At 70.9% G+C, this 24,649-nt stretch carries 16 protein-coding genes; 6 read left to right on the top strand and 10 right to left on the bottom strand.

Annotation, left to right across the window (positions count from 1 at the left end):
- The first annotated feature begins 2 nt into the window (after window positions 1-2).
- Window positions 3-2,621 (top strand): helix-turn-helix transcriptional regulator, encoded by a 2,619-nt coding sequence (locus AC5Y4Z_RS00925; protein WP_499960350.1) that lies wholly within the window; start codon window positions 3-5, stop codon window positions 2,619-2,621.
- Here the strand turns inward: AC5Y4Z_RS00925 and lipY are convergent.
- The gene (gene lipY / locus AC5Y4Z_RS00920; protein WP_499960349.1) at window positions 2,618-3,937 is read right to left on the bottom strand and encodes a triacylglycerol lipase LipY; all 1,320 of its coding nucleotides are present in this window, start codon (window positions 3,935-3,937) and stop codon (window positions 2,618-2,620) included. The two genes, AC5Y4Z_RS00925 and lipY, sit on opposite strands and share 4 nt — an antisense overlap.
- A 147-nt stretch (window positions 3,938-4,084) precedes the next feature.
- On the opposite strand from lipY, the gene AC5Y4Z_RS00915 reads away from it, so the two are divergent.
- The 3 genes from AC5Y4Z_RS00915 to AC5Y4Z_RS00905 all read left to right on the top strand — a co-directional run bounded on the left by AC5Y4Z_RS00915 (window position 4,085) and on the right by AC5Y4Z_RS00905 (window position 10,450).
- Window positions 4,085-7,258 (top strand): ATP-binding protein, encoded by a 3,174-nt coding sequence (locus tag AC5Y4Z_RS00915; protein WP_499960348.1) that lies wholly within the window; start codon window positions 4,085-4,087, stop codon window positions 7,256-7,258.
- Window positions 7,259-7,369: 111 nt separating this feature from the next.
- Window positions 7,370-7,858, top strand: a complete 489-nt coding sequence (locus AC5Y4Z_RS00910; RefSeq protein ID WP_499960347.1) for a PE family protein — start codon at window positions 7,370-7,372, stop codon at window positions 7,856-7,858.
- 12 nt (window positions 7,859-7,870) lie between these two features.
- Window positions 7,871-10,450: a PE family protein gene (locus AC5Y4Z_RS00905; RefSeq protein ID WP_499960345.1), complete on the top strand. Its 2,580-nt coding sequence runs from the start codon at window positions 7,871-7,873 to the stop codon at window positions 10,448-10,450.
- Here the strand turns inward: AC5Y4Z_RS00905 and AC5Y4Z_RS00900 are convergent.
- Complete coding sequence (locus tag AC5Y4Z_RS00900) at window positions 10,447-13,629, bottom strand: AAA family ATPase (RefSeq protein WP_499960344.1); 3,183 nt, start codon at window positions 13,627-13,629, stop codon at window positions 10,447-10,449. The genes AC5Y4Z_RS00905 and AC5Y4Z_RS00900 overlap by 4 nt on opposite strands.
- On the opposite strand from AC5Y4Z_RS00900, the gene AC5Y4Z_RS00895 reads away from it, so the two are divergent.
- On the top strand, window positions 13,514-14,476 hold the full coding sequence (locus tag AC5Y4Z_RS00895; protein ID WP_499960343.1) for an alpha/beta hydrolase: 963 nt from the start codon (window positions 13,514-13,516) through the stop codon (window positions 14,474-14,476). The two genes, AC5Y4Z_RS00900 and AC5Y4Z_RS00895, sit on opposite strands and share 116 nt — an antisense overlap.
- On the opposite strand, the gene AC5Y4Z_RS00890 is transcribed toward AC5Y4Z_RS00895, so the two are convergent.
- The 8 genes from AC5Y4Z_RS00890 to yajC all read right to left on the bottom strand — a co-directional run bounded on the left by AC5Y4Z_RS00890 (window position 14,452) and on the right by yajC (window position 23,154).
- Complete coding sequence (locus AC5Y4Z_RS00890; protein ID WP_499960906.1) at window positions 14,452-16,809, bottom strand: RelA/SpoT family protein; 2,358 nt, start codon at window positions 16,807-16,809, stop codon at window positions 14,452-14,454. The genes AC5Y4Z_RS00895 and AC5Y4Z_RS00890 overlap by 25 nt on opposite strands.
- 176 nt (window positions 16,810-16,985) lie before the next feature.
- Complete coding sequence (locus AC5Y4Z_RS00885) at window positions 16,986-17,279, bottom strand: type II toxin-antitoxin system RelE/ParE family toxin (RefSeq protein ID WP_499960342.1); 294 nt, start codon at window positions 17,277-17,279, stop codon at window positions 16,986-16,988.
- Window positions 17,276-17,515 (bottom strand): type II toxin-antitoxin system ParD family antitoxin, encoded by a 240-nt coding sequence (locus AC5Y4Z_RS00880; RefSeq protein ID WP_499960341.1) that lies wholly within the window; start codon window positions 17,513-17,515, stop codon window positions 17,276-17,278. Before AC5Y4Z_RS00880 ends, AC5Y4Z_RS00885 begins: the two co-directional genes overlap by 4 nt.
- Before the next feature lie 55 nt (window positions 17,516-17,570).
- Window positions 17,571-18,107 (bottom strand): adenine phosphoribosyltransferase, encoded by a 537-nt coding sequence (locus tag AC5Y4Z_RS00875; protein ID WP_499960340.1) that lies wholly within the window; start codon window positions 18,105-18,107, stop codon window positions 17,571-17,573.
- Window positions 18,089-19,729: an ABC transporter substrate-binding protein gene (locus AC5Y4Z_RS00870; RefSeq protein ID WP_499960339.1), complete on the bottom strand. Its 1,641-nt coding sequence runs from the start codon at window positions 19,727-19,729 to the stop codon at window positions 18,089-18,091. The genes AC5Y4Z_RS00875 and AC5Y4Z_RS00870 overlap by 19 nt, the downstream gene beginning before the upstream one ends.
- Window positions 19,730-19,734: 5 nt before the next feature.
- On the bottom strand, window positions 19,735-20,994 hold the full coding sequence (secF, locus tag AC5Y4Z_RS00865; RefSeq protein WP_499960338.1) for a protein translocase subunit SecF: 1,260 nt from the start codon (window positions 20,992-20,994) through the stop codon (window positions 19,735-19,737).
- 3 nt (window positions 20,995-20,997) lie between these two features.
- Window positions 20,998-22,767, bottom strand: a complete 1,770-nt coding sequence (gene secD, locus AC5Y4Z_RS00860; protein WP_499960337.1) for a protein translocase subunit SecD — start codon at window positions 22,765-22,767, stop codon at window positions 20,998-21,000.
- A gap of 54 nt (window positions 22,768-22,821) precedes the next feature.
- On the bottom strand, window positions 22,822-23,154 hold the full coding sequence (gene yajC / locus AC5Y4Z_RS00855) for a preprotein translocase subunit YajC (protein ID WP_499960336.1): 333 nt from the start codon (window positions 23,152-23,154) through the stop codon (window positions 22,822-22,824).
- Window positions 23,155-23,256: 102 nt separating this feature from the next.
- Here yajC and gabT point away from each other — a divergent pair, with 102 nt between their 5' ends.
- Window positions 23,257-24,597 (top strand): 4-aminobutyrate--2-oxoglutarate transaminase, encoded by a 1,341-nt coding sequence (gabT, locus tag AC5Y4Z_RS00850; protein WP_499960335.1) that lies wholly within the window; start codon window positions 23,257-23,259, stop codon window positions 24,595-24,597.
- Window positions 24,598-24,649: the final 52 nt, after the last annotated feature.

The raw sequence follows: 24,649 nt of genomic DNA, 5'->3' as shown, positions 1-24,649 counted from the left end.
GCGTGCGCTTGTCCTGGCCGTTGACCGGCCGCACGCAGGAGACGCAAGCGATCGAGGCCGTCATCTCGGCCCCGGACGCCGCCGGGATCCTGCTCTGCGGGGCGGCGGGCGTGGGCAAGACCCGGCTCGCCCGGGAGGCGCTGTCCGCAGCCGAGTCGCGCGGATGCGAATGCCGGTGGGCTGCCGGGACATCGTCGGCGCGGTCCATCCCCCTCGGCGCCTTCGCGGCGCGGGCCCCGTCGGGTGTCACCGACACCGTTCACTTGCTGCGCGGCATGATCGACGCGCTGACGGCCGCGCCGTCGGGCGCCACGGCGGTGCTGTGCGTCGACGACGTGTCTCTGCTCGACGATCTATCGCTGTTCGTCGTGCACCAGATCGTGCAACGAGGGGCGGCGAAAGTGGTTCTCACCGCCCGCGAGGGCGAGCCGATCGTCGCCGCCGTGCAGGAAATTTGCGCGGCCGGACAGTTCGACCGGCTCGACCTGCAACCGCTGTCGCCCGACGCAACCGCCGCGCTGCTTGCGGCCGCATTGGGTGGCCCGGTGGATCCTGGCGCCGCACAACGGCTGTGGAAGCTGACTCGCGGCAACGTGTTGTATCTGCGCAACATCGTCGAACAGGAGGTCGCCGACGGTCGGGTCGCGCTGCGAGACGGATACTGGCGGTGGCTCGGCGATCCCGTCATGCCGCCAGGGCTCGTGGAGCTGATCGAGTCCCGCATCGGCGATCTGCCCACGCCGGTCAGCGATTTGGTCGACGCGGTGGCCGTGGGCGAGCCCATCAGCTTGGCCTGCCTGCGGCGCATCGCCGACCCGGCGGCGGTCGAAGAGGCCGACACCCGCGGGCTCATCGCGCTCGAGCCGGCGGGTGGTGACGTGGAGGTGCGGTTGGCGCATCCGCTCTACGGCGAGGTGCGCCGCAGGCGCTCGGCGCCGACCCGGCTACGACGGTTGCGCGGGTTGGTCGCCGCCGAACTCGCCGCGGCCGACGACCGCGACGACATCCAGGCCGTGGTGCGCCGCGCCGCGCTGAGCCTCGACTCCGACCTGACGCCCGACGCCGCCCTGCTCGTGCGCGCGGCGCACGGCGCCGTCTGGCTGGCGGACCTGCCCCTCGCCGATCGGCTCGCCGAGGCGGCGGTCCGCGCAGGGGCGGGTCCGGAACCGAATTTTGTTCGTGCACATGCACTTTCGTGGCTGGGCCTGGGCGCCGACGCCGAAGCGGTGCTGGCCGGGATCCGCGTCGACGAGTTGAGTGACGGCGAACGTGCCCGCCTGGCGTTCCTGCGGGCCAGCAACACCCTATGGGCGCTCGGCGATCCCGCGCGGGCGAAAAACATCATTGACGAGGCGGCGCGCACCACACCACCGGAGTCCCATAGCTATATCGACGCCTTCCTCACGGTGTATTGGTTCGCGATCGACGAGCCGGAAGCGGCGCTGCGGGCTTCGAACAGCCTCGCGTTGGATGATCTGCCCGCCGTCGTTGGCGCCGAAATCGCCTGGGTCCTGACGACCATCTGCGCCGACGCCGGGCGAGAAACCGAAGCCGTAGCCCATGCGGAGACCGGATACGCCGCGGCAGCAAGGTCTTTCGACGCCCCGCACATGCGGTTCAACATCGCCGACTCACATGTCGGCGCCCTGGTGCTGGCCGGCCGGATCCCGGACGCCCTGGACATGGCCGAGCGGGTGCGCAGTCAGGCGGCCGACCTGCCGGGGGCGGCCCAATTACTGGGCGCCGCCATAGCCGGACGGGCCGCCCTCGGTGCCGGACACCTGCGTTCCGCGGGTGCGTTGCTCGAACAGGCGGCGATAGGGCTATCCGCCACACACGCTTTGGGCTGGGGTTATCGCTATCACGTGCCGCGCGTGACCGCGCTGGCGATGTGTGGTGCGCCGGTGGAGGCGGCCGCCACGCTGGCCGAGCTCGACGGGCTACGTCGTCCGTTCCGGTCGTTGGACTACGAACGGAGCCTGGCCCGCGCGTGGGTCGCCGCGGGCCAGGGCGCCGTCAGCGAGGCGATCGCCGTCGCGCGGGCGGCCGCCGAGAGGGCCGCGGGCAAGGGGCAATTCGCGGCGGAAGTGCTGTGTCTGCAGACGGCCGCCCAGTTCGGTGACCGTTCGGGCTTGGCGCGATTGCGTGAGCTCGAGGCGATCGTCGAGGGGCCCCGCGTCGGCGTCGCCGCGCGGTTGTCGGCCGCACTGGCCGACGGCGACGCCGCCGAATTGGCGGTGATATCAGAAGATTTCGAACGAATGGGTGACCTCGTGGCCGCCGTCGACGCGGCCGCGCACGCGGCCGTCGCCTATCGCTGCCAGGGCATGCGGGGATCGGCGTGGGGATGCGTGACACGCGCACACGCGCTGGCCGAACAGTGCGGCGTCGCATCGACTCCCGCGCTCCGCCAGGTCGGCGAACCCCTACCGTTCACCGACCGCGAACGAGAGATCGTGATGCTCATCGGTGCGGGTCTGTCCAACCGCGCCGTCGCCGAGCGGTTGACGCTTTCCGTCCGCACCGTCGAAAGCCACATCTATCGGGCCATGGCCAAGACCGGTACCGCCAGCCGAGACGAACTCGCCGCCCTGATTCCCAAGGCGCGAACGGCTCTTTAGATACCGAGTTCCTGGTCGATCTGCGGCCAGTACCGGAACCCGTCCGCGGTCAGGAAAACCCAGTCGTGGATTCCGCCGTTGGCGAGCACGAAGCTGAGCGGGGCGCCCTGGGCGACGGCCTCCTGCTGGAGCACGAACACGTCGGGTGCCACCGAATCCAGCGAGCCGGCGTAGACGGTCGTCGGCGGGATCCCCTTGAGTGAGCCGAAAAGCGGGCTCACCTCGTAGTTGTTTTCGGGGAGGTTGCCCGCCCACACCTTGCCGATCTGCTGCGCCCCGGTCCCCAGCGGGGGCAGGTACGGGTCGTGGACGAACGGGATGTTGGGGTTGGTCAGCCCCAGGTCGAGCCAGGGAGACAGCAGCACCATCGACGACGGCACCGCCTGGTTGTTGGCCACCAGGAATTCGGCGGCGGCCAGCGCGAGCGTGGCGCCCGCGGAGTCGCCGAGCACGCTGACGTGGGGTGCGCCCTGCGCGGCGATCTCCGCGGAAATGAGGCCGGCGATGGCGGGGACCACCGTGCCGGCGGTGCCCCCTTGCTGCATCAGCGGGTAGATCGGCACCTCGATGGTCGCGCCGGTCTGGTAGGCCATCAGCGAGTAGTCCAGCCAGTGAAAGATGGTGGGCGGCAGGATGAACGCACCACCATGGATGGCGACCACATAGTTGCCGGACGGGTGGGCCGGGGTGATCTGCACGACGCTCATCCCGTCAAACGTGTTGTGCTGGACCGTTTCCCCGAACAGCAACGGCAAGAACTTCGGCGGGCTATTGCCGATGAGTAGCGACAGCGGCGGGGCGTTGCTGGCAAGCAGCGCCAAAAACGGGGAACTCGGGAGTCCCCATTGGTCATAGATTCCGAAGAAGGTCAGGGCGTCCTTGACCGGCGAGAGCGCGGCGACCTCGAGCCTGGTTGCCAGCGAGGACGTGCCGGTGAAGGTCCCCGGCTGTGTCGCCGGGAAGGGCGGATTCGCCGGCGATCCGAAGATGAGCGTCGTCAGGGCCTGCGCCGGATCGGACGTCAGCGCCGCCAGGTTGGCCGCCTCCGCGCCCGCATAGGCTCCCCCGCCCGCGGTCAACGCGTGCACCAGCTGCCCGTGAAAGGCCGACGCCTGCGCGCCCAGCGCCCGAAAGGCTTCCCCGTGGGCGGCGAACACCGCCGCAATGGCTTCCGACACCTCGTCCCCGGCCGCCGCCACGATCCGCGTCGTCGCATCCGCCGCCGCCGCGTGGGCCGCACCGAGGTCCGTGCCGATGGCCGCCAAATCCGTTGCCGCCGCGGTCATTGCCTCGGGCGCGGTCATCACATACGACATGTGCGTGCACCTCCGATTTCATTGTCTGGTGGCGCGACGGCGCGGCCTCAGTGGCCGATCACTGCATTTCGGCCGGCCGACTACTGCACGTGCGGCCGTCTGGCGCCCTATGCTGATGAACCGGGGGCCGGAACCGGTGGAGGCCGGATGACTGCCGCGACCGCTTGCCGAACATGCGGCACCGGGCTGCGCGAGGGCGCCCGATTCTGTGACCACTGCGGTGCACGCCTCACCCAGCGCCACCCCGGTGCCGAGTACAAGCAGGTAACGGTGTTGTTCGCCGACGTCGTCCGGTGGATGGACATCGCGGCGGCGGTGGGTGCGGAGCGGCTCCGCGAGATCATGGCCGGCCTCACCGACCGATGCGCGACGGTGGTGCAGCGATACGGCAGCACGTTCACCCAGTTCACCGGCGACGGGATCATGGCGGTGTTCGGCGCGCCGATCGCGTTGGAAGATCACGCGGTTCGGGCCTGCCTGGCCGCGTTGGGCATTCAGGAAGAGGCCCGAAGGCTGGCCGTCGAGGTCGGCCGGCGCGACGGTGTCAACCTGCTGTTGCGGGTCGGGCTGAACTCCGGTGAGGTGACCGCCGGCGGGCTCGGGTCGGGCCAGTTCGGCTACGCCGCCGTGGGTGAGCAGGTCGGCATGGCCCAGCGGATGGAGTCGGTGGCCCCGCCCGGCGGGGTGATGCTCAGCGCCTCGACGGCCCGACTGGTCGAGGGCACCGCGAGCCTGGGCGAGTTGGAGCTGGTTCGGATCAAGGGCGCCGAAGAACCCGTGCCTGCCCGTCGGCTGCTGGGCATGGGCGACGGGCGCCGCGCCCAGGCGCATGCCGAGTCGACTCTGGTGGGCAGGCGTGCGGAGCTGTCCGCGGTCGCGGGCTCGCTGCAGCGCGCCGCCGGGGGTCGCGGCGCGATCGTCACGGTGGCGGGCTTCCCGGGGATCGGCAAGAGCCGACTGGCGCGCGAGGCCGCCGGGTTGGCCGCGGCACGGGGGTTGGAGGTGTTCACGGCCTACTGCGAATCGCACGCCAGCGACGTCCCGTTCCAGGTGGCGGCCCGCCTGCTGCGCGCCACCATCGGCATCGGCGGGCTGGACCCGGCGGCGGCTCGCGAACGGGTGCGGGCTGTGGCCGCCGACGCCGACCCCGAGGACGTGCTGCTGTTCGAGGACTTGTTGGGTATCCGCGATCCGGACGTGAGCCTGCCCAAGATCGATCCCGCCGCGCGCCGGCGACGGCTGACCGCGCTCGTGAACGCCGCCTCGTTGGCCCGAAAAAGCCCGGCGCTCTTCGTGATCGAGGACGCCCACTGGATCGACGAGGTCAGCGAGTCGATGCTGGCCGACTTCCTCACCGTCATCCCGCAGACGCCCTCGCTGGTGGTCGTCACCTACCGCCCGGAGTACGCTGGGGCACTGGCTCGGATGACCGGCGCTCAAGCTATTTACCTTGCGCCGCTTGATGATTCGGACACCGCGGAATTGGTCTTTCAGCTGCTCGGACCGGATCCGTCCGTGTCCGGGTTGGCCACCACCATCGCCGACCGGGCGGCCGGCAACCCGTTTTTCGCCGAGGAGATGGTGCGGGAACTGGCGGAGCGTGGCGTCCTGCGCGGAAACCGCGGCGGCTACGTTTCGACGGCCGGCGATGCCGAGGTCCGCGTGCCAGACACCGTCCAAGCGACCATTGCCGCGCGCATCGACCGGCTGGCCCCGGCGGCCAAGCGCACCTTGAGTGCCGCGGCGGTCACCGGCTCGAGATTCAGCCGGGACCTGTTGCACGCACTGGGAATTGATCCCGAGCTAGACGACCTGATGGGCGGCGAGTTGATCGATCGGGTCGCGTTCGGCGACGATCCCGAATACGTGTTCCACCATCCGCTGATCCGCGCGGTCGCCTACGAATCGCAGCTCAGGTCGGATCGCGCCGAGCTGCACCGGCGCGTCGCGGCCGCCATCGAATCACGTCACCCGGCGGCGGCTGAGGAAAATGCCGCCTTGATCGCCCAACACCTGGAAGCCGCCGGCGACCCGCCCGCCGCCTACGCCTGGCACATGCGCGCCGCGGCCTGGGCCACCAACCGCGACATCGGTGCGGCTCGAGTGAGCTGGGAGCGCGCCCAAAAGATCGCCGACGGGCTACCCGCCGACGACCCCAACCGGACGGCGATGCGCATCGCCCCGCGGACCATGTTGTGCGGGACGGCGTTCCGGCTCCATCTGCAGGTCGCCGGTGATCGCTTCGAGGAATTGCGCGAACTGTGCACCGTCGCCGACGACAAGGCCTCGCTGGCCATCGCGATGACGGCGCTCGTGCTGGAAGCGATGTATCAGGACCGCACGGACGAGGCGTCGCAGCTGGCATCCGAGGCCGTGGCCCTCATCGAGTCGGTCGGCGATCCGGCCCTGACGGTGGGGCTGTCCTTCGCGCACATCTTCGCCAAGGGTCGAGCCGGCGAGTTGTCCGACTGGTTGCGATGGTCGCAGCGCGTCATCGACCTGGCCGACGGCGACCCACTCAAGGGCAACTTCGTCATCGGGTCTCCGCTGGCGCTCGCGTTCGCGACGCGGGGACTCGGCCGGTATAGCCTGGGTCGCCCCGGTGGCCGCGACGACCTGCGGCGCGGCCTGGACATGGCGCGGCGCACCAATCCCCTCTCCTACGTCCAGGTCGCTACCTACGTCTACTTCGGAGGGATAGCGACCGGCGTGGTCAGGGCCGACGATTTGGCGATGCGCGAGGTCGAGGAAGCCATCCAGATCGCCGAGCGCTCCGGCCACGATTTCGTGTTGGCCCAAGCCCGGGAGGCGCTGGGTTTTGCGCTCGTGCATCGCGACACCGCCGCCGAACGCGACCGCGGGCGGGCGGTGCTGGCCGAGGTCGCCGAGATGTTCCGCCGCCAGGGACAACAGGGGTGCGATCTGTCCTTCGTCGAGCTCTACCTGGCACGGGAGACGGCCCGGCGCGGAGATCGCGACGACGCCATCCCGCTCATGCGCACCGCCGTCGACCACCTGGACCGCCGAGGACAGCTGCTGTGTGCGGGAATCCCGGCGACGGGTGTGCTGGTGGAGACGCTGCTCGATCGCGGGACCGACGGTGATCTGGCCGAAGCCGAGGCCGCGATCGAGCGGTTGGCCACCGTGCCAGTTACCGACGGCTTGGCTTGGCGCGACGTCTTGCTGTCACGGCTGCGGGCCCTGCTCGCCCGCGCGCACGGCGACGATGCCCACTACCGCGAACACCGCGACCGCTACCGCGACATGGCGAAAACGTTTGGCCTCGAGGGGCATATCGACTGGGCCGAGGCGATGCCATAACCGGCAGGCCCATCAGTAGTCGGTGACTCGAACTGCAGTAACCGGATACTGAGTGCCGCTCCGCGGCGCCGCCACACAATCAGCAAGGGGCTTGCTGGTAGGTGGACAGACATGTCGTACGTGATCGCTGCGCCGGAGTGGATGACCTCGGCGGCAACGGATTTGGCGAACATCGGCTCGAACCTGGGCGCGGCCAACCTGGCGGCGGCGCCCCGGACCGTCGCGGTGGTGCCGGCGGCTGCCGACGAGGTGTCAGCGGCGATCGCCTCGGTGTTTGCGAATCACGCCCAGGCCTTTCAGGGGCTCGCCGGCAAGGCGGCGGCCCTTAACGACGCGTTTGTGCAAACCCTCAGGAGCAATGGGGCCGCGTATGCACAGACCGAGGCCACCAGCGCCGCGTCCCTCTCGTCCCTGTGGCCACTGCTGCCGCCCGGGATTCTGAACGACCTGCTCACGGCGCGGACCTATGTCGCACTGCTTTTCATCGTGAGCCTCGTCGTCGGCTATGTCGCGGCCGCCGTGCTGTTCGCCGCCATCCTCGAAATCCTGACCAACCCGGGACAGGCGATCCCGGCGATATTGGCAGCGATGGGGCTCTAGGAGGTCACAGACATGTCGTACGTGATCGCGGCGCCGGAGTGGATGACTTCGGCCGCAACGGATTTGGCGAACATCGGCGCGAACCTGAGCGCGGCCAACCTGGCGGCGGCCACGCCGACCACGGCGCTGCTGGCCGCCGGCGAGGACGAGGTGTCGGCGGCGATCACGGCGCTGTTCTCCGCCCAGGGCCAAAGCTTTCAGGCGCTGGGCACGCAGGCGGCGGCGTTTCACGAGCAGTTTGTCGCGGCGCTGGCCTCGGGTGCGCGATCCTATGCCGGCGCGGAGGCGACCAACGTTGCGGCGTTGGCGGCAAATCCGGCGCAGGCGGTGGGGCAGGATCTGCTCAACGCGATCAACGCGCCCGTTCAGGCGGCGACCGGGCGCCCGCTGATCGGCAACGGCGCCAACGGGGCCCCGGGAACCGGACAAAATGGGGCGCCCGGCGGGTGGTTGCTGGGCAACGGCGGGGCCGGCGGCTCCGGCGCCCCCGGCCAGGCCGGCGGCAACGGCGGCGCCTCGGGGCTGCTGGGCTACGGCGGGGCCGGCGGGGCGGGCGGTCCGGGCACCGCGACCATGGCGGGCGGGGCCGGCGGGGCCGGCGGTAATTCCGGCGACCCGTTGCTGGGCTACGGCGGGGCGGGCGGCGCGGGCGGATTCAACGCGTTCGGGGCCGGCGGGGCCGGCGGGCACGGCGGCAACGGGGGCCTGTTGTTGAGCGCGGGCGGGGCCGGCGGGCCCGGCGGATTCGGCCACACCGCCGGGGGCGCCGGAGGCGCCGGCGGCAGCGGCGGGCTGCTCAGCGGGTTCTTGAGTCCCGCCGGAGCAGCCGGCGGGGCCGGTGGATTCAGCGATGCCGGCACCGGCGGCACCGGCGGAGCCGGCGGCACCAGCCTGCTTTTCGGCCCCGGCGGAGCCGGGGGCGCCGGCGGATCGAGCCAAACCGGCGCAGGCGGGATGGGCGGGGCCGGCGGGAACGCCAATGGGTGGGGCGACGGCGGAGCCGGCGGGGCCGGCGGGGCCAGCCAAACGGGGGTCGGCGGGGCCGGCGGGCACGGCGGCACCGCCTACCTGCTCGATGGCGGCGTCGGGGGTGCCGGCGGTGCCGGCGGCGCGCACGGCGGGAACGGCGGGGCCGGCGGCAACAGCGGCTTCGATCCCGGCGGGGCGGGCGGTGCCGGTGGGGCCAGCGTCCTCGGCGCCGGCGGGGACGGCGGCAACGGCGGCAGGGCCGGGCTGATCGGCAACGCCGGCGCCGGCGGCGCCGGCGGATCGAGCCTGAGTGGCGCCGGCGGTGCGGGCGGGACCGGCGGCGACGCCCTGCTGATCGGCAATGGCGGCAACGGCGGCAACGGCGGAACCGGCACGGCTGTGGGGGTCACCGGCGCCGGCGGCACCGGCGGGGTCGTGCTTGGCGTCGATGGCTTCAACGCTCCCGCAAGCACGGGTCCCCTTGCGCCGCTGCACAACCTGCAGCAGCAGGTGCTCCATGCGATCGATGCGCCCGTCCAGGCAGTAACCGGGCGCCCCCTGTTCGCCAACGGTGCCAACGGGGCCCCGGGCACCGGGCAGCCCGGCGCGCCCGGCGGGTGGCTGCTCGGCAGCGGCGGCGAGGGCGGTTCGGGCGGGCCTGGCCTTACCGGTGGCGCCGGCGGGGCCGGCGGGCTGATCGGTTCCGCCGGCAACGGCGGGGCCGGCGGAAACTCATCGACCGGCAACGCCGGGGCCGGCGGCGTCGGCGGGACCGCCATGTTCGACCATGGCGGCGTCGGCGGCAACGGCGGGCTCACCACGGCGCCGGGCGCATTCGGCGGGGCCGGCGGGGCCGGCGGGCCCAGCGGACTGGTCTCCTACGGCGGGATCGGCGGGTCCGGCGGGGCCGCGCTGGGCGCCGGCGGCACCGGCGGGGCCGGCGGGGACGGCGGGACCGGGGGTCTCGTCGGCGGGCTGATCACCGGCGGTCAGGGCGGACTCGGTGGGATCGGCGGATACGGCACCCTCGCCGGGGGCGCCGGCGGGACCGGTGGCAACAGCCCGCTCTTCGGCTGTGGCGGCGCCGGCGGGGACGGCGGGGCCAGCGCGGCCGGCGCCGGCGGGGCCGGCGGGAGCGGCGGCAACGCGGGCCTGCTGCAGGGCGCCGGTGGGGACGGCGGGGACGGCGGGTTCGGGGCCGCCGGCGGCGGACACGGCGGGGCGGGCGGCAACGCGGTGCTGATCGCCAACGGCGGCGGTTCCGGCGGTGCCGGCGGAGCCAGCTCGACCGGCACCGGCGGGGCCGGCGGGAACGGCGGCAACGCCGGTCAGTTCTGGGGGCCCGGCGGGAACGGCGGGGCCGGCGGATTCAGCTCAACCGGCACCGGCGGGGCCGGCGGGACCGGCGGCGTGGGCGGCAGCCCACTGCTGGGCACCGGCGGCGCCGGCGGCGCGGGCGGCGCCGGCGCGGCGGCCGGCGGCAACGGCGGCAACGGCGGCAACGCCGGCCTGCTCGGCGCCGGCGGCAACGGCGGCAACGGCGGGCTGGGCACGAGCGCCTCCGGCACCGGCGGCGCCGGCGGGCTGCTGTTCGGCCCCAACGGCTTGAACGGCTTGCCCTAACCGCACATCGCGTCGGCCCAGGCGATGTGCCCTTGGAAGCCAAGCGATTTCGCCATCGCGCGATACCGACTCACCAAGCCCCGGTAGGCGACATCGTCGTCGCGCGCACGGGCCAGCAGCGCCCGCAGCCGCAGCAGCCAGATGTCGCGTATCGCCAGACCCTCGTCGGCCGGGGCGGCCGCCAACCGCTCGATCGCGGCCTCGGCTTCCGCTAAGTCAGCTTCTAGGTCCGACCCGCCCTCCAGCAGGGTCTGCACCAGAACACCCGTCGCAACAACGTTGTGTGCCAGGAGCCGTCCCTCTCGGAACAGGTGGTCGGCGGCGGTGCGCATCAGATCTATCGCCTCACCGCGATCTCCACGGCGGGCCCTCTCCCGAGCCGTGTAAACGTTGATGAGCGGCAACTCGCACTGGTTGTATCCCCGGCGCACGAACACGTCGCGGACCTCGGCCAGGAGCCCGCCTCCGCGGTCGCGCTCCGCAGCGGTGCGGCGATGCACCAGCGCAATGCCCTGCGTCAACCGGGCGACGGCCAACGCGAAATCGTCGCCCGAGCGCTCGGCGAGCGACAAGACATTCTCGATCTCACGCATGGCCGAATCGTCGGGCCCCAGCACGCCAAAGGGTATTGCCGAGTAGATCATGGTGGCGGCCCTGACGTACGACACGGGATCGATGCGGGGGGCCAGGGCTAGGGCCTGCCGCTGGTCATCTCGCCATCCGGGGCGACCCAGACACCAACGGGCAGTAGCCCGCGTCGTCAAGGCGAACGCCAGCGGAGACCCGGCAATGAAGTTGCCTTTAGCCGGGTCACCTTCGGCGAGGTCGATGACTCGCTGTGACCACCGCAGCACGTCATACCATTCGCCGCCTTCCAGCTTGGCGTAGATCGGTATGAAGGACAGCCCCACCGTCAGGGTCACCTCTCCGACCGACTCGATGAGGGCCATCACCTCGGACGCCAGCCGCGACGCCTCGCGCAGCCGGTCCTCGTGCACGCGATAAATCACCAGCCCCGCCGTGCCGATGGCCAGCGACGGCTTGTCCCCGGCGGCGGTGCACAGCTCGCGCAGTTCATCAAACCGGGCCTCGGCCCCGCTCGTGTGCGCTCGCGAGGAGGTTCCGCACAACATGGTGCGCGGGGCGATGCGCATCGCCGTCCGGTTGGGGTCCTCGGCGGGCAGCGCGTCGGCGATCCTTCCGGCGCGCTCCCAACTCAGTCGCGCGGCGTTGATGTCGCGGTTGGTCGCCCAGGTTGCGGCGCGCATGTGCCAGCCGTAGGCGAGGTGCAGGTCTCCGGCGGCCTCCAGATGCTGGGCCATCAAGGCCGCGTTCTGCTCGGCCGCCGCCGGGTCACGCGTCTCGATGGCCGCCGCGACGCGCCTGTGCAACTCGGCGCGATCCGATTTGAGCTGTGATTCGTAGGCCACCGCGCGGATCAACGGGTGGCGGAAGGCGTATTCGGCGGTCGGGGCGAACCGCACCCGATCGATCAGCTCCGCGTCCAGCGGCTCGTCGAGCGGCGCGTCGATGCCCAGCGCGGCAAGCAACTCCGTACCGAAACGGGCGCCGATCACCGACGCGGCGTTCAAGGTCCGCTTGGCGTCGGTGCTCAGGCGGTCGATCCGCGCCTCGATGGCCGCCTGCACGGTGGCCGGCACACTCACCTCGGCGACTTCGGCCCGGCGCACGTAGGCACCGTGCTCACCGGCCAGCACCCCGCGCTGGGCCAATTCGCGCACCATCTCCTCGGCGAAAAATGGATTCCCGGCGGCCCGTTCGGCGATGCTCGCCGCGAGCTCGCCGACCGAAGGATCCGAGCCCAGCAGCTGATCGATCAGCGTCGCGGTGTCCGAATCACCCAGTGGCGCAAGTTTAATCGTCTCCACGCCGTCCACCCGCGTCAACGCTCCGTGGTACTCGGGGCGGGCGGTGATCAGCACCAGCGACGAGGTCTGCGGGATGACCGTGAGGAACGCGGCCAGCATCGACTCGCTGGCCGCATCGATCCACTGGACGTCCTCGACCACGAACAGCGCCGGTCGGGTGCTGGCGAGCGACGCGGCGTTGATCAGTGCGGCCAACCGGCGCCGCCGCGCATCCGGGTCGATCTTCGGCAGCGCCGCGCCGGAATCGGCGATGCCCAGCAGGTCGTCGAGCAGCAGCAGATCCTGCGGGTCGGCATGCGGGATTTGTTCGCGCACCCGAGCGCGGGCGGCTTCGCCGTCGAGCTCGGCCACGCCGATGCGCACGCGCAGCAGCTGAGCCACCACGCGGAAGGCGACGTCACCGGCGTGGGATTCGCAGAAGGCCCAAGACACCTCGACGCCGCGGCCGGCCGCCAGGGTCGCCGTCTCCCGGGCCGTCCGGCTCTTGCCGATGCCCGGCGGCCCCACCACACCCACCACGCCACCGCGGCCATCGATCGCGCGGTCCACCGCGGCTGCCAACGCGGCCATCTCCCAGTCGCGACCGACCACGCTCACCTCGGAGCGCCCCACGAGGCCGTCGCGCGGGCCGATCCCCACCAGCCGGCGCGCACACACCGGGTCGTCGCGGCCCTTGATGCGCACCCACTCCGCTCCACCCAACATCACCGCATGCTCAACCAGCCGCGCGGTGGACTCCGACAACATCACCGCGCCCGGCGGGGCCACCGATTCCATCCGCTGGGCAAACCCCACCTGCTCACCGATCGCTCCATAGCCCAGCGACCGCGACCCGATCTCACCCGCGATCACCCGACCCGAATTCAGGCCCACCCGCAACCGCAGCGTCACACCATCGCGGCGAGCCACCTCCCCCGCCAGCCGCTGCGTCTCCTCCTGGATGGCCAGCGCAGCCACGCATGCCCGAAAAGCATGATCCTCCAACGCCATCGGGGCACCGAAAATCGCCATCACCCCGTCGCCGGTGTACTCCACCCGCCCCCCGCCAAAGCGCCGCGCCACCGAGGCCGCGCACTCCACCAGCCCGGTCATGATCTCCCGATACCGCTCCATCTCCAACGCGGCCGCAAGATCCATCGAGCGCACCACATCGGCGAACAGCACCGTCACCTGCTTGTACTCAGCCGCAGCGCCCGAAGCGGCGACCGGCGAGCCGCACTGGTTACAGAATTTCGAAGCCGGCGGCAGTTGGATGCCGCAGGCGGCGCACGCCGATCCCGACACCGTCATGGGGACACCACCCATCCGCGGTTCGATCCCCCGATCCGCCAAGGATATGGTGAGCTGCGTGGCCGGCGCCAACCACGTCGTCTTGATTCACGGCTCGTGGAGCCGGGGGGAGCAGTTGGCGCCGGCCCGCGCCGCGTTCGAACAGCTTGGGTACACCGCGCACACGCCGACGTTGCGCCATCACGAACTGCCCACTGGCGAGTGCGCGGCGAGAGTCGCCGCGCTGAGCCTGCGCGACTACACCGACGACCTGGTGGAGTTGGTGTCTTCGCTGGGCTCCGCGCCGCTTTTGGTCGGCCACTCGATGGGCGGGCTGCTGGCGCAGCTGGTCGCCGCCCGCACCCGCCACGCCGGCGTGGTGGCCGCGTGCCCCGCCCCGGCGGCCGGCATCCTGGGCGCCACGCGCACGAGCGTGCGCGCCTTCCTGCCGCACGTGTTGCGGCCGCGTTCCTGGACCAAGCCGTGGCGTCCGCCGACGTTCGGGCAGTTTCGGCGCTGGTGCGCCGCCAACCAGAGCGGGGACGTCGCCCGCGAGATATACGACGGACTGGTTGCCGAGTCCGGGCGCTATCTCTGGGAGTTACTGCTCGGGCCGGCTAGGCTTTCGAAGGCCGCTGCCGTCGACTTCGCGGCGGTCACCACCCCCGTGCTGGTGATCGGTGCCGAGTGCGACCGCGTCGTGTCGTCGGCGATCGTGCGCCGGACCGCGGCCAAATACCGCTACGGCACCCACGTCGAGATCCCGGGTTCCGACCACATGGTCTTTTCCGGGGCGGCGCTGCCCGTCACCATGGGCCACATCGAAGACTGGATCGCCAGAAATCAGGCCGCGGACGTCACCCGGTAGACGTCGTAGACTCCCTCGACATTGCGCACCACGTTGAGCAGGTGCCCGAGGTGTTTGGGATCGCCCATCTCGAAGGTGAACCGGCTGATCGCCACCCGGTCCCCCGACGTCGTGACCGACGCCGACAGGATGTTGACCTTCTCGTCGGCGAGCACCCGGGTGATGTCCGACAGCAGCCGGTGGCGGTCGAGGGCCTCGACCTGAATGGCCACCAGAAACACCGACGACGCCGACGGCGCCCACAGCACCTCGATGATGCGCTCCGACTGTTGTTGCAGCGACGCGGCATTCGTGCAGTCGGTGCGGTGCACGCTCACGCCACCGCCGCGGGTGACGAAGCCCATGATCTGGTCGCCGGGCACGGGTGTGCAGCACTTGGCCAGCTTGGTCAGCACGCCGGGCGCGCCGGGAACCGAGACCCCGACGTCGTCGCTGCTGCGCGGGCGGCGCAGCATGGTGGTCGGTGTGGAGCGCTCGGCCAGTTCCTCCTCGGCCTGGTCGATGCCGCCGAGCTCGGCCAGCAGCCGCTGCACGGCGTGCTTGGCCGAGACGTGGCCCTCACCGATCGCGGTGTAGAGCGCGGACACATCGGTGTAGTGCAGCTCGCGCGCCACCGCGGCCATCGACTCGCCATTGACCAAGCGCTGCAACGGAAGTCCGCCGCGGCGCACCTCGCGCGCCATCGCCTCCTTGCCGGCCTCCAGCGCCTCCTCGCGGCGCTCCTTGGCGAACCACTGGCGGATCTTGGTCTTGGCGCGCGGCGACACCACGAACTGCTGCCAGTCGCGCGACGGCCCGGCGTTGGGCGCCTTGGACGTGAAAACCTCGACGACTTCGCCGTTTTCCAGCTTGCGCTCCAGCGCCACCAGCCGGCCGTTGACCCGCGCGCCGATGCAGCGGTGGCCGACCTCGGTGTGCACCGCGTAGGCGAAGTCGATGGGTGTCGATCCGGTCGGCAGGGTGATGACGTCGCCCTTGGGGGTGAACACGAAGATCTCCTGGACCGCAAGGTCATAGCGCAGCGACTCGAGGAACTCGCCGGGGTCGGCGGCCTCCCGTTGCCAGTCCAGCAGCTGGCGCATCCAGGCCATGTCGTCGATCTCGGCGGCCGCGTGCGGGTGCGGAAGGCCGTTGCGGCCCTTGGCTTCCTTGTAGCGCCAGTGCGCGGCGATGCCGTACTCGGCGGTGCGGTGCATGTCGCGGGTGCGGATCTGCACCTCCAGCGGCTTGCCCTCCGGCCCGACCACGGTGGTGTGCAGCGACTGGTACACGCCGTAGCGGGGCTGGGCGATGTAGTCCTTGAACCGGCCCGCCATCGGCTGCCACAGCGAATGCACCACGCCCACAGCGGCATAGCAGTCGCGGATCTCGTCGCACAGGATGCGGATACCGACCAGGTCGTGGATGTCGTCGAAGTCGCGGCCCTTGACGATCATCTTCTGATAGATCGACCAGTAGTGCTTGGGGCGCCCCTCCACCACGGCCTTGATCTTGGAGGCGCCCAGCGTGTTGACGATCTCGGTGCGCACCTTGGCCAAGTAGGTGTCGCGCGACGGCGCGCGCCCGGCCACCAGCCGCACGATCTCCTCGTACTTCTTCGGGTGCAGGATCGCGAACGACAGGTCCTCCAGCTCCCACTTGACGCTGGCCATGCCCAGCCGATGCGCAAGGGGCGCAATGACTTCCAGCGTCTCGCGGGCCTTGCGGGCCTGTTTCTCGGGCGGCAGGAAGCGCATGGTGCGCATGTTGTGCAGCCGGTCGGCGACCTTGATCACCAGCACCCGGGGGTCGCGGGCCATGGCGGTGATCATCTTGCGGATGGTCTCGCCCTCGGCGGCGCTGCCCAGCACCACCCGGTCCAGCTTGGTCACGCCGTCGACGAGATGGCCCACCTCCTCGCCGAACTCCTCGGACAGGGCCTCCAGCGTGTAGCCGGTGTCCTCCACGGTGTCGTGCAGCAGCGCCGCCACCAAAGTGGTGGTGTCCATGCCCAATTCGGCCAGGATGTTGGCGACGGCCAGCGGGTGGGTGATGTACGGGTCGCCGGAATGGCGCAACTGGGTGGCGTGGCGCTCGTCGGCGACCTCGAAGGCCCGCTGCAGCATCGACAGGTTTGCCTTGGGATAGATCTCCCGGTGCACCGCCACCAGCGGCTCGAGGACGGGATTGAGCGCGCTGCGCTGGGCGGTCATCCGGCGCGCCAGCCGCGCCCGGACCCGGCGCGAGGCGCTGCTGGAGGTCTTCAGCGTCTCGATCGGCTCGGTGACCGCCGGCGCGTCGGCGACTTTCGTGGGCGCGTCGAGGGCTTGCGCCGCGCTCTTGTCGTCCGCCACGTTGGTCACCTCCGACCTCGAGGATATCGCTTAAGTCCCATTGCCCCACTCTCCTCAGCTGTGCAGGGGCCCGCTTCACGGCGCGCATCGCCGTATCGACAACAGGCCCGTCGGCCGCGCTGAGGTGAGCGCGTTTCCGCTAATCCTGGTCGAGATTACGCAGCAGTTCGGGAATCTCACGGCGCTGATGCGCCGATGCGTAAAACATCGATGTGGTCGCTGCGCTCCACGTACAGGACCGTATATGGGAAGCGCCCCAGCGCTCTTCCGCGTAGCCCGGGAATATCGAGTTCGTAGCCATAGCGGGGCGAACCGATACCAGGGTGCTGTCCAATGAGGCGGTAGGAGGCCTGCAGGGCGTCGATCAGGTCTGACGCGACTTGCGCCGACCCTTCGTCGAGGTAGTAGTCGATCGCGTTCTCGACATCTTGGATCGCTCGATCACGAGGGATGACCGGCTTGATCGTCATCCGGTGCGTCGTTGCCGGACGCGGGCGCGCAGCCGATCGAAGTGGGCTTCATCGGCGTGCTCGGCTGGTGCGGACGCCGCGCCCTCAAGGATCAGACTTCGGAGCATCGCGCGGTCCTGCTCCTTGCGGATCAACTCGCGGATGTACTCGCTGCTGGTGCCATACCCACGCTGGCCAACCTGCTGTTCCACGAACGCCTTGAGCGAGTCGGGTAGTGAAATATTCATGGTACCCATTGGGGAATATTAGTAAGCTATGACAAAATTTGTCAAAATCGCTTGACCGCGGATATCAGGCCCGAGTCAGGCTGTGCACCGGCAACGGCGCCACCGCCTGCCGCCCGCCCAGGCCGTCGAGTTCCATCACCACCGCCGCCGCGGTCACGTCGGCCCCGGCGCGCCGCAGCAGCCGCGCCGCCGCGGCCAGGGTGCCGCCGGTGGCCAGCACGTCGTCGATGATCACCACCGTGCGGCCGCGCAGGTCGATGCCGTCGGCGGGGATCTCCAGGGTGGCGCTGCCGTACTCCAGGTCGTAGCTCTCGGCCAGCACCGGCGGGGGCAGCTTGCCGCTCTTACGGACGGCCAGCACGCCGGTGCCCAGCCGGGCGGCGACGGCCGCGGCCACCAGGAAGCCGCGGGAGTCGATGCCGGCCACCAGGTCGGCGCCAAAGGCCACCTCGGCCAAAGCGTCGGTCACCGCCACCATCCCGCGCCGGTCAGCGAACACCGGCGTCAGGTCCTTGAACTGGACGCCGGGCTTGGGGAAGTCGGCAACCTTGCGCGTCAGCGCTTCGATCAGGTCGGCCACCGTCACTCGACCAGCGCCCATCGGTCCATGTTCCAGCCCGCGCCCCACCGGGTCGGATTCGTGCCCACGGCGTACATCTTCTTCGACACCAGCAGCGTGCGCTGCTGCCGGTACAGCGGCAGGGTCGGCATGTCGCCCCACAGGATCGGGGCCGCCTGCCCGAGCAGCCGCACCCGCTCGGCGGGGTCGGCCGACACCGCCAGCGCGCCGATCGCGCCGTCGACCTGGGGATTCGAGTAGCCGGACAGGTTGTTGCCGTTGCCGGTGTGCAGGGCGTAGGCGTCCATCGCCGACGACCCGGTCGACCCGCTGCCGGTGGCCCCGCCGGTGCTGGCCACCAGCACGTCGATCTTCTGCTCGCGCAGCGCCTGCGGCCCCGAGGTGTCCAGCGGCACGCTGGCGACGGTGATCCCGGCCGCGGCGCAGGACTTGGTGATGTCCCCGACGGTCACCGCCAGCCGCGCGTTGGGCCCCTGGTAGCCGATCCGCACGGTCTGCGGCGCGCCACCCAGCGCGTCGCGGGCGGCGGCGGGGTCGGCCTTGGCAAACGGGGCGGCCTCGGCGGCGCCCTCACCGGCGGCGATGGCGTCGTCGGTGGCCGGCTGCAGCCGGGAGTTGGCGATCGGCACCCCGGCGTCGTGCGCGATCGTGGCGCGCGGCGTGCACAGCGCGAACGCGTGCCGGGCCTTGGGCTGCGCCATCGGGCCCTGCGGCGCGAAGATCAGCTGCTCGATCCCGTCCGACGGCGCCTCGCTGCGCTCGTAGTTGTCCGGGGGGGCCAGCGCCCCGGCCGAACCGGTGGCGGCGTCGACGACGTCGACGCTGCGGTTGTTGACCCGGTCCTGGATGTCGGGGCCCTGCGGCCACACCGTGATCCGCTTGGTGATCGCCTTCGGGCCCCACCACCGGTCGTTGGCGACGAGCACCACCGCGCCGCCGTCGAGGACCCGTTCGATCCGGTAGGGGCCCGACGACGGGAACCGCTTGAGGTCCAGCCCGGGCTTGAGGTCCCACATGGTGTTCCACAGCTTGGCGATCTGCTCCACCACCCGGCCGTTGTTGCTCAGCAGCGCCGCGGTCACGTCGACGTTCAGCTGATCGGCGATGACGTGCGACGGCATCATCGAGGTCGCGGTGAACAGCTGGTTGTAGTCGACGACGCCGCGGTCCGGGACGAAGGACACCCGCGCCTTCTTCTGGCCCGGGATGCACTCGACGTTGGCGATGTCGATGTAGCCGGCCTGGGTGGCGGCTTCGAAGCCGGGAAACCGCCCGGACTGCGCGGCCCAGGTCAGGACGAGGTCGTCGCAGGTCACCGGCTTGCCGTCGCTGTAGACGGCGTTGTCGGCGATCTGGTAGTCGAGGACCAGCGGCGAGCCGCCCACCACCGAGACCGTGCCGAAGTCGCGGTCGGCGACCACCTGTCCGTCGGGACCGTGGTAGCCGAAGCCGGTGAGCGTGCGGGCGAACGCCTGCGCGCCGGCCGACGCGGCGCCGACGACGGTGTTGGTGTTATAGGTGGCCAGCGGGCCGTCGACCACGTAGTCGATCTGCGCGGCGGCGCTGCCGGAGCACCCGCTGAGCGCCGAAACGAACGCCGCCACCAGCAGCCCGGCCATCCCAAGCCGACACCAGCTGGCCATGTGGGCTACCTCCGGCCGGCGTTTCGCTTGCCGGTCGGGCGGCGGGTCCCGGTGGGGCGCACCGGGCGCGCGCCCGGCGCCGGCTTGCTCGGAGCTGGCTTGGCGGGCGCCTGCGCGACGGCTTCGGTGTCGCTGGTGTCGGTGACCTCGGCGGGCTCCTCGGCCGGCTCGGCCTGCGCACCCGGCTTGCGCCGCTTGGCCACCCGCCGGGTGTGGGTGCGCACCAGCTCCGTGCGTTCGCGCAGGGTGACCAGCAGCGGGGTGGCGAAGAAGATCGACGAGTAGGTGCCGACCAGGATGCCGACCAGCTGCACCAGCGCCAGGTCCTTCAGCGTGCCGACGCCGAGCAGCCAGACCGCCACCACCATCAGCGCCAGCACCGGCAGCACCCCGATCAGGCTGGTGTTGATCGAGCGCATGAACGTCTGGTTGATCGCCAGGTTGGCCTGCTCGGCGAAGGTGCGCCGCGCGGTGTGCTGGAACCCGTGGGTGTTCTCCTCGACCTTGTCGAAGACGATCACGGTGTCGTAGAGGGAGAACCCGAGGATCGTCAGCCAGCCGATGACGGTGGCCGGGGTGACCTCGAAGCCCACCAGTGAATACACGCCGGCGGTGACGGCCAGGTCGAAACACATCGTCGTCAGCGCGGAGATCGCCATGTAGCGCTCGTAGCGCACGGTGATGTACAGGCTGACCAGCGCCACGAACACCCCCAGCGCGATCAGCGCCTTGTCGGTGATCTGGCCGCCCCAGGTCGACGACACCGCCGAGTCGCTGATCGCCTGCTTGCTGGGCTTGCCGTCGTTGCCCTTGGGCTGGAACGCGTCGAACAGCGCGTTGCGCAGCTTGGTGGTCTGGTCGTTGGTCAGCGTCTCGGAGCGGATCTGGACCGTCGCCGCGGCCCCGCTGCCCACGATCACCACCGATTCGGGGTCGCTGCCCAGGGTCTTGCGGAACACGTCGGAAACCGCTGCCACCGTTGCCGTACCGCGCGGCATGGACACCGTCGTGCCGCCCTTGAAGTCGATCCCGAAGGTGAAGCCGCGCACGATGATGCTGACGATCGCGATCGCGACGATCGCGCCGCTGATCCCGTACCACAGCCGCCGGCGCCCGACGACCTCGAACGCGCCGGTGCCGGTGTAGAGCCGGGAGATGAAGTTGTGGTGCGGCAGCCCAGTGCCGTCGGGCAGCGCGGGGGCCTCGGCGGCGTCCGGGCTGGCTTCGGTGATTTCGGTGGCCTGGGTGGCGTCGGAGTCGGCCATGCGCTATCTCCGTCCCGTCTTCGCATCGGCGGCCAGGCGTTCGCGCGCGACCCGCTGCACGGCGCCCAGGCCGTTGTAGGCCGGCTTGGCCAGCGTCGGGGACTTCGACGCCAGGTACACCAGCGGCCAGGTCACCAGGAACACCACCACCAGGTCGAGGATCGTGGTCAGGCCCAGGGTGAAGGCGAACCCCTTCACCTGGCCGATCGCCAGGAAGTACAGCACGGCGGCGGCCAGGAAGGTGACGGCGTTACCCGACACGACCGTCTTGCGGGCCCGCACCCAGCCGCGTGGCACCGCCGACCGGAACGAACGGCCTTCGCGGATCTCGTCTTTGATGCGTTCGAAGAACACCACGAACGAGTCCGCGGTGGTGCCGATTCCGATGATCAGACCCGCGATGCCCGCCAGGTCCAGGGTGTAGTTGATGTAGCGGCCCAACAGCACCAGGATCGCGAAAACCATTGCGCCCGAAGCGGCCAACGACAAAGCCGTGAGCAAGCCCAACACCCGGTAGTAGAGCAACGAGTACAGCAACACCAGCACCAGGCCGATCCCGCCGGCCAGCAGCCCGGCCCGCAGCGAGGTCAATCCCAGTGTCGCCGAGACGGTTTGGGCCTCCGAGGACTCGAAGGACAGCGGCAGCGAGCCGTACTTCAGCACGTTGGCGAGCTGGCGCGCGGACGACGCGGTGAACGGCGGGTCACCACCGGTGATCTGGGTGCGGCCGCCGGGGATGGCCTCCTGGATCATCGGGGCGCTGACCACCTGCGAGTCAAGGGTGAACGCGGTCTGGGTGCCGACGTGGGCGGCGGTGAAGTCGGCCCACGTGTTCGCGGCTCCCGGCTTGAACTGCAGGTCGACGACGTAGCCGATGCCGTGCTGGTTCATGCCCGAGGTGGCGTTGGCGATCTGGTCGCCGCTGATGATCGACGGGCCGAGCAGGTAGGCGACCTTGTGGTCGGTCGAGCAGGTCACCAGCGGCTGCGCCGGGTCGTCGTTGCCGGACAGGATGTCGTCCTCGCCGCAGTGGACGGTCTCCCACCGGATGGCGACCATCTGGATGTAGGGGTTGGTGCTCTGCCGGAATTCCTTCATCGCCGCGATGCGGTCGGCGAGGTCCTTGCGCGGGTCCGGGGGCCCGGGCGCCGGCGGCGGGGGCTGGTTGCCCGGCGGCGGCTGGTTGCCCGGCGGCGGGGGCGCGGGGCTGGGGCTGGGCGGCGGGTCCTGCGGATACGGGCGCGGCTGGGCCGGCGGCGCACCCGGTGCGGGTGGCGCGGGCGGCGCGGGCGCCCCGGCGGGCGGCTGACCGGGCGCGGGCGGCGCGGGCGCCCCGGCCGGCGGCTGACCGGGCGGCGGCGCCTGCGGCGGGGTCTTGGGCTGGGCGGCCTGCGTCGGCACCGAGTTGAGCACCGGCCGGATGTACAGCCGCGCGGTCTGCCCCAGGTTGCGGGCCTCGTTGCCGTCGTTTCCGGGCACCGTGATGACCAGGTTGTCGCCGTCGACCACGACCTCCGAGCCCGAAACGCCCAGCCCGTTGACGCGCGCGCTGATGATCTGCTGCGCCTGCGCCAGGGCCTCGCGGCTGGGGCGCGAACCGTCGGGGGTGCGGGCGGTCAGCGTGACGCGGGTGCCGCCCTGCAGGTCGATGCCGAGCTTGGGCGCGGCCCGCTTGTCGCCGGTGAGAAACACCAGCAGGTAGGAGCCGATCAGCAGCAACAGGAAAACCGACAGGTAGCGGGCAGGGTGCACGGGCGCCGAAGACGATGCCACGTTTCCTCGTATCTCCTCGAATATCCCTGGGATCGGTGTTATCCCCGACAGAGCCTAGTGTCGGTCCGGGTCGGTGAGTCCCTCGGACTCTTCCAAGTCGTCGGCGCCGTCGTCCTCGACGTACTCGTCGGGCAGGATCTTGTCGCGCACGGCGAGCTTCAGCCACGTCGTCACCACACCGTCCGCGATCTCCAGCTCGACGTTGTCGTCGGTGATCGCGACGATGGTGCCCTCCATCCCCGACGTCGTGTGCACCCGGTCCCCGGGCCGCAGCGACTCGTGCAGGTCGATGGTCGCCTGCATCGCGCGCCGCTGGCGACGCGAGGCGAAGTACATGAAGCCGCCCATGATGAGCAGGAACGGCAAGAACAAGACCAAACTCTCCATAGCGGCCAGTGTGCCAGCACCGCAGGCCGCGACCGACCGGCCCCGCTGGCCAGTAGGCTTTTAACTGCGGTGTGACAGGCGCGCCGCGGTGAGGAGGACGTCGTGGCCAGCCTCGAGCAGAGTCGCCAGCTGGTCACCGAAATCCCCGGTCCCACATCGCTGGAACTCGACAAACGCCGGGCCGGGGCGGTCTCCGGCGGCGTGAACGTCTCCCTGCCCGTGTTCGTGGCGCGCGCCGGCGGCGGCATCGTCGAGGACGTCGACGGCAATCGGCTCATCGACCTGGGGTCCGGCATCGCCGTCACCACGATCGGCAATTCCTCGCCCAGGGTGGTGGACGCGGTGCGCGCGCAGGTCGACGACTTCACCCACACCTGCTTCATGGTGACGCCCTACGAGGAGTACGTCGCCGTCGCCGAGGAGCTCAACCGGATCACCCCCGGCTCCGGCGAGAAGCGCTCGGTGCTGTTCAACTCCGGCGCCGAGGCGGTCGAGAACGCCGTCAAGGTCGCCCGCGCCTACACCCGCAAGCCCGCCGTGGTCGCGTTCAACCACGCCTACCACGGGCGCACCAACCTGGCGATGGCGCTGACCGCCAAGTCGATGCCCTACAAGAGCGGCTTCGGCCCGTTCGCGCCGGAGGTCTACCGCGCGCCGCTGTCCTACCCCTACCGCGACGGCCTGGTCGACAAGGAGCTGGCCACCGACGGCGAGAAGGCCGCCGCGCGGGCCATTCGGGTCATCGAGAGCCAGGTCGGCGCCGACAGCCTGGCCGCCCTCGTCGTCGAGCCGATCCAGGGCGAGGGCGGGTTCATCGTTCCGGCCGAAGGCTTCCTGCCCGCGCTGCTCGACTGGTGCCGCCGCAACGGCGTGGTGTTCGTCGCCGACGAGGTGCAGACCGGGTTCGCGCGCACCGGCGCGATGTTCGCGTGCGAACACGAGGGTCTCGAGCCGGATCTGATCTGCACCGCCAAGGGCATCGCCGACGGGCTGCCGCTGTCGGCGGTCACCGGCCGCGCCGACATGATGGACGCCCCCCACGTCGGCGGCCTGGGCGGCACCTTCGGCGGTAACCCCGTCGCGTGCGCCGCGGCGCTGGCCACCATCGCCACCATCGAGAGCGACGGCCTGATCGAGCGGGCGCGGCAGATCGAACGGGTGCTGACCGAGCGGCTGACCCGGCTGCAGGCCGCCGACGACCGGGTCGGCGACGTGCGCGGCCGCGGCGCCATGATCGCCATCGAGCTGGTCAAGAGCGGGACGGCCGACCCGGACGCCGAGCTGACCGAGGCGCTGTCCCGGGCCGCCCACGCCGCCGGGGTCATCGTGTTGACGTGCGGCATGTTCGGCAACATCATCCGGCTGCTGCCCCCGCTGACCATCAGCGACGAGCTGCTCGTCGAGGGCGTCGACGTGCTGACGGGGTTGCTCGCCGAGCTCTGACCGTGGGTGCTGTCGCACAAGCGGCGGGCCGCGCCGAACGTGCTCTCAGGGC

It is taken from the genome of Mycobacterium sp. NGS63 (assembly GCF_059812295.1).
The sequence above is the reverse complement of the archived record's forward strand: the minus strand, read 5'-3'. Positions and strand labels throughout refer to the sequence as shown.

Coding starts and splice junctions, on each gene's coding strand:
- AC5Y4Z_RS00875 (WP_499960340.1), bottom strand. CDS start 18,107: ATGGGCGCTGGTCGAGTGACGGTGGCCGACCTGATCGAAGCGCTGACG.
- AC5Y4Z_RS00885 (WP_499960342.1), bottom strand. CDS start 17,279: ATGACGATCAAGCCGGTCATCCCTCGTGATCGAGCGATCCAAGATGTC.
- AC5Y4Z_RS00905 (WP_499960345.1), top strand. CDS start 7,871: ATGTCGTACGTGATCGCGGCGCCGGAGTGGATGACTTCGGCCGCAACG.
- AC5Y4Z_RS00900 (WP_499960344.1), bottom strand. CDS start 13,629: ATGACGGTGTCGGGATCGGCGTGCGCCGCCTGCGGCATCCAACTGCCG.
- AC5Y4Z_RS00910 (WP_499960347.1), top strand. CDS start 7,370: ATGTCGTACGTGATCGCTGCGCCGGAGTGGATGACCTCGGCGGCAACG.
- yajC (WP_499960336.1), bottom strand. CDS start 23,154: ATGGAGAGTTTGGTCTTGTTCTTGCCGTTCCTGCTCATCATGGGCGGC.
- AC5Y4Z_RS00880 (WP_499960341.1), bottom strand. CDS start 17,515: ATGGGTACCATGAATATTTCACTACCCGACTCGCTCAAGGCGTTCGTG.
- AC5Y4Z_RS00870 (WP_499960339.1), bottom strand. CDS start 19,729: ATGGCCAGCTGGTGTCGGCTTGGGATGGCCGGGCTGCTGGTGGCGGCG.
- AC5Y4Z_RS00915 (WP_499960348.1), top strand. CDS start 4,085: ATGACTGCCGCGACCGCTTGCCGAACATGCGGCACCGGGCTGCGCGAG.
- lipY (WP_499960349.1), bottom strand. CDS start 3,937: ATGTCGTATGTGATGACCGCGCCCGAGGCAATGACCGCGGCGGCAACG.
- secF (WP_499960338.1), bottom strand. CDS start 20,994: ATGGCCGACTCCGACGCCACCCAGGCCACCGAAATCACCGAAGCCAGC.